The organism is Streptomyces sp. NPDC015130 (assembly GCF_043080005.1).
Taxonomy (GTDB): Bacteria; Actinomycetota; Actinomycetes; order Streptomycetales; family Streptomycetaceae; genus Streptomyces.
The window spans coordinates 333,135-342,484 of the sequence record NZ_JBIBVC010000006.1 but is presented as its reverse complement, the minus strand read 5'-3'; the positions used below and the strand labels follow the sequence as shown (position 1 = coordinate 342,484).

The window sequence follows — 9,350 nt, the reverse complement described above, 5'->3', positions numbered from 1 at the left end:
GTCTCGACGACCGGAGCGGCCTCGGCGGCGGGCTCCTCCACGGCGGCCGTGGACGTCACCGGCGAGGTGGCCTTACGGGTGGCACGACGACGGGCCGGACGCGCCGGAGCGGCCTCGACGGCCTCGTCGGCCGGAGCGGCGGCGGTCTCGACGACCGGAGCGGCCTCGGCGGCGGGCTCCTCCACGGCGGCCGTGGACGTCACCGGCGAGGTGGCCTTACGGGTGGCACGACGACGGGCGGGACGCGCCGGAGCGGCCTCGACGGCCTTTTCGGCCGGAGCGGCGGCGGCCTCGGCGGCGGCGGCCTCGGCGGGGGCGGCCTCGGCGGGGGCCTCCGCGAGGGGGGCGCCGACCTCGATCGTCTCCACGGCCGGAGCGGTGGCCTTGCGGGTGGCGCGGCGGCGGGTGCGCGGCGCGGGGGCGGCCTCGGCCGGGGCGGCCTCGACGGCCGGGGCCTCGGCGGGCGCCGTGTTCTCGGTGGCCTCGGTGGCCTTGGCGGTGTCCGTCACCGGCGGGCCGGCGGGGCGGGAAGCGGCGCGGCGCCTACGGCGCGGGGGCAGCTTGTCACCGGGTGCGTTGGTGTCTTCGTTGGACTCGAGCATGCGGGCGGTTCTCCCGTCACGCTCCCGGGCGCCGCGTCTGGTTCCGGTCCGGCGGCACGATCACGCCTGTGGCGAGGTGCCGCCGTCCGGGGCGCGGGCGCCGCACGGGAGCTGATGTCTGGCTCGCCGGTTCCGTACGCCCTGTGCGTACGGCCTGGCGAAAGTCTCCTGGTCTGTGCGCTGCCCGACCCAGGTGGCTCCCGAGTACCAGGGCGGCGCTACAACGACCGCTCCCTACGCGGTACCTGCACCCGGCGCCGTCGCTGAGGCGGTCGCGGCGGCCGTGGATGAAGCGGCCGTGACTGCCTCGCGGTCGGGCGCGAGCGGGTCGGTCACCGTGCCGGACTCCTCGTCGAAGAGCCCCTGCGCCAGCCTGGTCACCGCAGCGGGGACCGGCGGCGCCAGGTCGGCCACAGCTCGGAGACCGGACAGGACGTCGTCGGGTCGTACGGCAGGTGTCACGTGCCGAACAACCAGCCGCAGTATCGCACAGGCGCTGTCCAGCGGCCTATCACCCTGGGGATCGCCCTGGGGAGAGGAAACCGTCAGCTCGGTGACCGCGGAGCGGGCGTCGAAGGTGCGGATGCCGTTCTTGGTCTTGCGCTGTACTTCCACGGTCTCGGCCGCGAGAAACGCGTCGGCGGCCTTCTTCGCGTCCTCGACGGTGACGCCTTCGAGCCGGAGCTCCCACACGGAGGCGGTGAGCCGGTCGGCGAGGCCCGAGGTCCGGGCCTCGACGGCGTCGGTGATGTCGAGGCCCGCGGGGAGGGACTCGTCGAGCAGGGCCCGCAGCGTCTCGGGGTCGCGCGTCTGGGTGAGCGCGATCTCCAGGTACTCGGCCTCGGAGCCCGTACCGGTCGGGGCGGCGTTGGCGTACGACACCTTGGGGTGCGGGGTGAAGCCGGCCGAGTACGCCATGGGCACCTCGGCACGGCGCAGCGCACGCTCGAAGGCGCGCTGGAAGTCACGGTGGCTGGTGAACCGGAGGCGGCCGCGCTTGGTGTAGCGCAGTCGGATGCGCTGCACCGCCGGTGCGGGCGGCGGGCCTTCGGGCTGTCGCTTGCCCAGTGGTTCTTCTCCTCGGTGCGGGGCGGGCGCGGGGGGCGCGCCGCCCACAGGTGTACGGGGGTTCCCTCGGGGCCCGGCCGGCTCACCCCCGCTTGTGCAGGGAGATCTCGGCCTCGGCCACCATGCCGGGAACGGTCTGTCGTGGTGCAGCACCTCCCAGGTTACGCGCCTGACCCCGTGGAGCGTTCACAGGCTCGGGCCGCCGCTCCCCGCCGACCAGGGCGTGCCACGCGTCGCGGCGCGCCCGGCGCACGGTCTCCCGCGCCGAGGCGAGGGCCTCGCGGACCGCCCGGCCGGTCTCCACGGCGGCCTGCTTGGCGGGCCGCCACACGGCGTCGCGGAGGACGTGGCCGACCGGGGTGCACACGTTCCGGTAGAACCAGCCGATGGGGCGGCCGAGCAGGTTCCGGGCGAGCCACTTCAGGGCGCGGCCGACGGCCAGGGAGATGTACCCGGCCATGCGCCAGCAGATGGCGAGGGCGGCGGCGATCTCGCGGCCGATCACCGCGAGGACCCTGCCGACGGGGGTGAGGACCCAGCGGTAGAGGAAGACGGCGGGGACGACGAGGAGGACCTTCCCGAGCCGCATGAGGCCGGTGGCGAGGCCCTTCAGGATCCACGCCAGGCCGTTGACCAGGCCCTTCAGGAGCCAGGCGAGACCGTGGCCGAGCGGTGTGAGGAGGTGGCGGTACGTCGCCGTGGCCACCGGCACGGCCACGTACCGCCACAGGGCGGTCCACGGCCAGACCAGTACCGCCCACAGCGTGAGGGCGGTACCGCGGCCGAGGGGTGCGAGGAGCCGGGCGTACAGCCAGGCCGCCGCGCGGGCGAGGCCGTGGCCGACCGGCGTCAGGACGGCGCGGTACAGCCAGGCCGCCGGGGCGGCGACCAGGTGGACGGCGAACGGTACGAGGACGTGGCGCCAGAGGCCGAGCCAGGGCCAGTAGAGGACGGCCTTGAGCAGCCACCACGTCGCCGTGGCGAGGGCTTCGGCCGTCCGGGCCAGGGCGCGGCCGACGGGTGCGAGGACGTTTTCGTGGAACCAGTCGTAGGCACGGCCGAGCGGGCGGAAGAGCACGCGGCCCAGGAAGGCGCCGCACAGGGCGAGCGCGTCCCAGACGAGGCGGACGGGGACGACGACGACCAGTACCACGATCCGTACGGGGATCCTGATCGCCGCGGTCAGGCAGCCTTCGGGCGCCGGGCCGGGGGCCGCTTTCTCCAGGTGCATGTGTCGGGAGACGCAGAAGGCCCGTCCCTGGTTCAGTGCGGGCAGCCGGATCCGGACTGATAGGCACCGCATGCAGGTACGGCCCCGTAGCCTAGGTGCCGACGCCCGCACCCCCCACACATCTCGCGCATCCCCCCACCTAACCCAGGACACGTTGAGGCTCGGTATGAAAATATCCTTCCTGCTGGTTGATCGCTGTCACATCGGCGGCGTGGTCAGTGCCATCCACAACCTGGCCAAGGCGCTCGCGGATGAGCACGAGGTCGAGCTGGTCTCCCTCCGTCGCAACCGCGACCAGGCGTTCTTCCCACTCGACCCGCGGGTGAAGACGCTGGCCCTCAGCGACATGCGGAAGCACTCCCACACGTACGACGGCGACGACCCGGAGATCGAGGTCTTCCCGAACATCTACCCGAACGAGCCCACGGACAAGAAGCCCTGGATCAGCCGGCTGGCGGAGAAGCGTCTGCTGGAGTACCTGGCCACGACCGACGCCGACGTCGTGGTCAGCAACAACCCCAAGATCACCATCATGCTGGCCTACTCGGACCGCGACTTCCTCAAGGTCGCGATGGAGCACTCGCGGCCCGCGCGCTACGGCCCGCACATCCGGGACGCCCTCTTCCGGGACGCGTACCCGAAGATGGACGCGATCACCGCGCCGACGCCGGACGAGTGCCGGACGATCGCCGGGGTCGTCCCCGCCGTGAGCCACCTGCTCTCCCCGATGCCCAACTGCATCCCGGCCCACGAGGGCCAGATGTCCACCGGCGACAACAAGATCGTCGTCACCGCGGGCCTGCTGAAGACGCACAAGGGCTTCGGCGACCTCATCGAGGCCTTCTCCACCGTGGCACCGCGCCACCCGGACTGGAGCCTGCGGATCTACGGCTCCGGCCCCGAGCGCGGCAACCTGCGCAAGAAGATCGACGAGACGAACAGCAACAACCAGATCTTCCTGATGGGCCCGGCCACCCCGGTCACCCCGGAGTTCGCCAAGGGCTCCCTGTTCGTCCTCCCCTCCCACCTGGAGGCCTTCGGCAACGTCACCGTCGAGGCGATGGCGGCCGGTCTGCCGGCGATCTGCTACGACGCCCCGCACGGCCCGCGCAACATCATCAAGCAGGGCGAGGACGGCTACGTCGTCCCGCTCGGCGACAAGCAGGCGCTCGCCGAGCACATCGAGAAGCTGATCTCCGACGAGGACCTGCGCCGGAAGATGGCGGCCGCCGCCGTGGCGAACGTGGTCCGCTTCCAGGAGGCCGAGACCGCCGCCCGCTTCGAGGCGCTCGTGGAGACCATGCGGGCCCGCCGGGCGATCCCCCGCTCGGCCGCCGCCGTGGTCACCCCGCAGGGCGACGTCCGCGTGCGGGTCGACGGGCTGCCCGCCGGCGGCGACGCGGAGCTGGTCTGCAAGGACATCCGCAAGAAGGCCGACGAGGTCGTCGTGCCCTTCGTCGGCGAGGAGGCACTGGTCCCCGCGCTGGGCAAGCTCGTCGAGGGCGACTGGCAGCTGGAGATCCGCTCCGCCGGCTTCGACCTGCCGCTGCGGTCGGCCGGCTGCGACACCCTCCAGATCCTGTCGCTGAAGCTGCCCCGCACCGAGGGCCCCGCCCTGTCCATGCTGCTGCCGCACGCCCACACCGACGGCACCCTGCGGGTGCAGAGCCGGGTGCGCGCCCAGCACGTCGAGGTCGCGGCCCTGCACGCCGGCGCCACCTCGATCGTCATCGACGCCGCGGCCTGGGGCGTCCAGCCCGGCAAGGACAGCGTGATCGAGGCCGTCCACCGCAAGGAGGCCGACCGGAACTTCACCTTCCCGGTGAAGCCGGGCGCCGACGGGCGCTTCACCGCCTCCCTGGACAACGCCGCCGCGGCCCGCCTCCACGAGGCCGGCGCCGAGGACGTCTGGGACCTCTGGCTGCTGCCGGACCAGAAGTCCGCCCGGGTCCGCGTCTGCAAGCTGGCCACCGACGTGCTCGTCCCCATGGACGTCTTCCAGTTCCCGTACCCGGTGGTGACGCAGTCCGGCGCCCCGGTCGCGGCCGCCGTGGACACCAAGCCGAAGAGCGGCTGGCGCAACCGGCTGGCGGCCGTCCCCACCGCCGCCGTCACGGCCGTCACCGGCAGCCGCCAGGAGCTGCGCCCGTACTTCTCCAGCAACGGCCAGCTCTCGCTGAAGATCATCGACAAGAAGTGACCGGCGAGCGGTAGACGGGCCCGGCCCGTACGACGGAGCCCCGGCCCGCAGGGAGACCTGCGGACCGGGGCTCTTCCGTCCGCCGGGGGGCGCCGACTACAGCGGCGCGCCCTCCTCGGCGATCTTGAACATCAGGTCGGCGACGCGACCGGCCGCGTGGCCGTCGTCGAGGTCGCAGAACTGGTGGTGGAACTCGTCGTACTTCTCCTGGTAGGCGACCGCCACCTCGTCGATCTCCCGGATGGCCTGGATCAGGTCGTCCGAGGTCTCGACCAGCGGGCCCGGGGCGTCCTGCTCGAAGTCGAAGTAGAAGCCGCGCAGCCGGTCACGGTAGTGCTCGAGGTCGTACGTGAAGAACAGCATCGGCCGGCGCAGGTGCGCGTAGTCGAACATGACCGACGAGTAGTCCGTGATCATGATGTCGGCGGCCAGGTAGAGGTCCGCGATGTCCGGGTACTCCGAGACGTCGAAGACGAAGCCGTTGCCGGCGCCCGGGATGCTGTCCACGATGTTCGAGTGGCGCCGGACGAGGAAGACGTGGTCGTCCCCGAGGCGGCGGCGGGCGTCCTCCAGGTCGACCCGGAGGTCGAACTTGAACTGGCCGCGGGCGTGCGACAGGTCGTCGCGCCAGGTCGGCGCGTACAGCACGACCTTCTTGCCCTCGGGCAGTCCGAGGCGCGCCTTGACCTCCTCGGCCCGCTGGTCGCGGTCCTCGGCGTACAGGTAGTCGTTGCGCGGGTAGCCCGTCTCGGCGATCAGGCCGTTGTAGCCCATGGCCCGCTTGAGGATGGGCGTGCTGAACCGGTTCGACGAGACCAGGATGTTCCAGTTCGCCGCTTCCTGGACCAGGCGCTCGTGGTAGTTCGGGTCGAACTTCGGCGCCTCGATGTCGAGGCCGATCTTCTTGAGCATCGTGCCGTGCCAGGCCTGCACGATCACCTGTCCCGGGCGCCGCTTGATCCAGTGCGGCAGGTGGGCGTTGGTGATGATGTAACGCGAGCGCGCCAGGGCGTCGTACCAGTCGGTGCCCTGGAAGCGGACCGCTTCGAGCGTGTCCGGGAGCTCGACCTGGCCGTCGCGGACCAGCCAGCGGTGCTTGACGTCCGCGCCGCGGCGCAGCAGCTCCTCGTGGACGGCGCGCGGGCTGTCCGAGAACTGCTTGCCGTTGTAGCTGATGTACAGGACCTCGTCGCGCAGCGGCAGCTGGCGGCCGCGCTCGTAGACCTCGGTGCGCAGCTGGTACTGGCGGTTGGCGCCGCGCTCCAGGTCGGTGAGGTCGGGCAGGCAGTTGAGCTGCGGGTGGTCCTGCCAGTGGACCTCCATGCGGTAGTCGCGGCCGCTGTGCGAGCCGGCCAGCGGGAACTGGGGCACGGCGAGGCGGTCGACGACGAGCGGCAGGGACTGCTCCTCGCCCGGGGCCTCCAGGCGGAGCACCCAGCGGCCGGCCTTGAGCGGCAGCCTGCTGCCGGTGCCCGTCATCGTGGCGGGACGGAAGGAGGCCTCGAAGGAGCCGTCCGGGAGGACGTTGAGCGGGACGGTCCGCTCGTCGAAGCGGCCCTTGGCGCTGATGACCAGGTGGTGGTCCGACAGCTCCACGGGGGCGGCGCCGCGGATGAGGAACGTCCCGTCGGCGAAGGCGATGCCGGTGATCCGGGCGCGCATCGGACGGCCGGAGAACTTCAGGTAGCCGTTGGCTCCGGAGAGGACGGCCACCTCGTTCTGCATGGCCTCCTCGCCGAACGAGGCGGGCAGCGGGACCTGGAGGTCGGCCAGGCCGTCCTTGACGACGACCTTGACGGAGCGCTGCTTCTGACCCGGCTCCGTCACGCGGATCTGGCTGCTCCAGTTGCGGCGCATCGTCTTCGCGGCGTCGGAGCCGCCGCCGGAGGCGGCCTCAGCGCTGTCCTGGTGCTCCGGCAGCAGGGCTATCTCGCGCAGCGGGACGCGGATCCGCAGCTGCGTGTGGCCGGCGCCGGTGATGCCGAGGACCTCGGCGTCGTACGTGAGCACCTCACCGCTGTTCTGGTTGGCGACGCGGAGGATGATCTCGCTGTCCGCGGCGAAGGTCTCGCGGAAGAGGGCCTCGACGACGATCTCGTCGCCGTCGGCCTTGAAGCCGGTGACGACGACCGGCACCTTCTCGATGCGCAGCTTGAGGGCCGCGCGCCGGATCTCCGGGACCAGGCGGAAGTCGTCGTCGAGCCACTGGTACGGCGGGTAGGTCAGGCGGTCCGTGCCGTACGAGTGCACGGAGCGGGAGCGCACGAGGCCGCCGGACATGACGCGCATGCCCACGTGCCAGAGGCCCTCCTGCCACTTGCCGCCCTTGCGGAAGCGGGCCGGGTCGATGGTGGTCTCCCAGCCGGCCCAGTCGAAGCTGTGGCCGCGGCCCTTGTGGCCGGAGGCGGTGGTGGCCTCGGGGGCGAAACGGTTGCCCAGCGGGACGAGGACGCGGCGCTGGGTGCCGTCCTTCTTCAGCTGGAGCACCTTGACGACGCTGCGCTTGCCCGTCTGGTCGACGCGGTCGATCCAGGCGTGGCCGGACAGCTTCAGCTTGCCGTCCTCCCAGCTCAGCTCGTCGAGCGGGGAGCGGAGCTGGAGGTCCTTGTCGACGCGAAGGAGCTTCTTGGGCACGAGGTCGCCGCGGGACTCCAGTGCGGAGTACTTGGCGTACTTGCGGACGACGCCGTCGAGGCCGACCGGCTCGCCGAGGCGCTCGGCCTCGATGAAGTCGACCAGCTCGTTCGCGGCGTGCTTGCGGACCAGCAGCCACTTGACGCGCAGCGCCGTGGGCAGCGTGTTGATCAGCTTGACGTCGATCTGGTCGAGGAACTTGTTCGCCACGCGTATGAACTCGGCGCGGTACTCGTCGTCGCCGTCGGGCATCACGTTGAGGAAGATGCGCAGGTCGCCGGTGAGGACGGTCTTGTCGTAGGCGAGCTTGAGCGCCTCGGCCGTGGGGTCGTTCTGCTCGCCGAGGAAGCGGCTGACGTGCTCGCAGCCGGTGGCGCGGTCGCGGGCGGCCTTGGGCTCGTTGCGGCGCTGGGTGATCGAGGGGTTGGCCTCGCCCTCGCGCAGGCGCCAGTAGTAGCAGGCCTCGCTGATGATGTCGACGGACTCGGCGAGGTACTGGGCCGGGACGATGACCGGGGTGTCCTCGTACAGCACGCCCTCGGGGAAGCGCAGTCCGTGCTGCTCCCAGAAGTCGCGGCGGAAGACCTTGTTACAGGCGAGGCGGTCCGTCAGGAGGTTGCGGTTCTTGCTGACGTGCGTCTTCTTCACCGCGCCGCGGGACAGGAACCGGTGCATCGGGGACTGCCAGATGCGGGTGGAGTTGATGTGCTCCACGTTGCCCGTGGCGAAGGAGGAGCCGGTCTCGTCCAGGCTGCTGATCATGAGCCGGAAGGCGTCCGGCGGGATCATGTCGTCGCTGTCGACGTAGGTGACGAACTCGCTCTCCGGCGCCAGGTTCTCGAGTCCCGTGTTGCGGGCCGCACCCAGGCCGGCGTTCTCCTTGCGGATCAGCTTGAACCGGGCGTCCTTGTCAGCGAACTCCGCCGCGATGGCGTTGGAGTCGTCGGTGGACCCGTCGTCGATCATGAGAACTTCCAGGTCCTGGAAGGTCTGCACGGCCAAGGAGTTGAGGCAGGCGGGAAGGTACTCCGCCACGTTGTAGATCGGGACGATGACGCTGAGCCGGGGTGCCATGAAGTTCTGCGTTCCTTTCTGGTTCAGACCCGCTCGACGAGCTCGAGCGCCTGAGGGGGTGACGGGGCGTGCTTGGGGATTTCCAGCGGATCGTCGGGAGGCGTCGCCACCCTCCGAGAAAGATCCGCCTGGCGACGTGCTGGGCCGCACACCCGCCGTCGAACTGCAGTACTTGTCCCGGTACCCGGTCCGCAGCTTAGCTGCCGGCCTCCGGCTCGCCCCGGGGAGAAGCGGGCCTGTTCCCGCCCCGTGACACGGGGCGTCGTGACCAGAGACACAGAAGAGCGCAGGACCGTTTCCGCGCGCCCCTGCATACGGGTGCGCGCGTGACGTACGTGGACCACCAGGGCCACTCGGGACATTCTTCACCGGTCCGTCTGCCTGCATGACTGTGCGGCGGCCCCCGACCGCCGCAGCACTCCAGAGTAGACGATCCGCAATTCCGCCGTTCTCCCGTCATTGACCCCCTCCTCACCCACGAGGAGGGGCCCGTTCACCGCACGCGCGAGCGCCTGCGGTTTCCGGGGTGCGGAAAGCCTCC

Annotated in this window: 4 protein-coding genes and 1 pseudogene; 1 reads left to right on the top strand and 4 read right to left on the bottom strand. The window is 71.3% G+C overall.

What is annotated here, in order from left to right; all coding sequences use genetic code 11:
* The 3 genes and pseudogenes from ACF08F_RS15400 to ACF08F_RS15390 form a co-directional block, all read right to left on the bottom strand.
* Positions 1-602 (bottom strand): annotated as a pseudogene (locus ACF08F_RS15400) (ribonuclease E/G); the annotation flags it as partial.
* A 234-nt stretch (positions 603-836) separates the two neighbouring features.
* Complete coding sequence (locus ACF08F_RS15395) at positions 837-1,628, bottom strand: TIGR03936 family radical SAM-associated protein (protein ID WP_392298973.1); 792 nt, start codon at positions 1,626-1,628, stop codon at positions 837-839.
* A 124-nt stretch (positions 1,629-1,752) separates the two neighbouring features.
* Entirely contained in the window at positions 1,753-2,901 is a 1,149-nt protein-coding gene (locus tag ACF08F_RS15390; RefSeq protein ID WP_392298972.1) for a hypothetical protein, read from the bottom strand.
* 211 nt (positions 2,902-3,112) lie between these two features.
* Here ACF08F_RS15390 and ACF08F_RS15385 point away from each other — a divergent pair, with 211 nt between their 5' ends.
* Entirely contained in the window at positions 3,113-5,101 is a 1,989-nt protein-coding gene (locus ACF08F_RS15385) for a glycosyltransferase (RefSeq protein WP_392298971.1), read from the top strand.
* Positions 5,102-5,197: 96 nt separating this feature from the next.
* Here ACF08F_RS15385 and ACF08F_RS15380 read toward each other — a convergent pair whose 3' ends face one another.
* Positions 5,198-8,809: a CDP-glycerol glycerophosphotransferase family protein gene (locus tag ACF08F_RS15380; RefSeq protein ID WP_392298970.1), complete on the bottom strand. Its 3,612-nt coding sequence runs from the start codon at positions 8,807-8,809 to the stop codon at positions 5,198-5,200.
* Positions 8,810-9,350 lie beyond the last annotated feature (541 nt).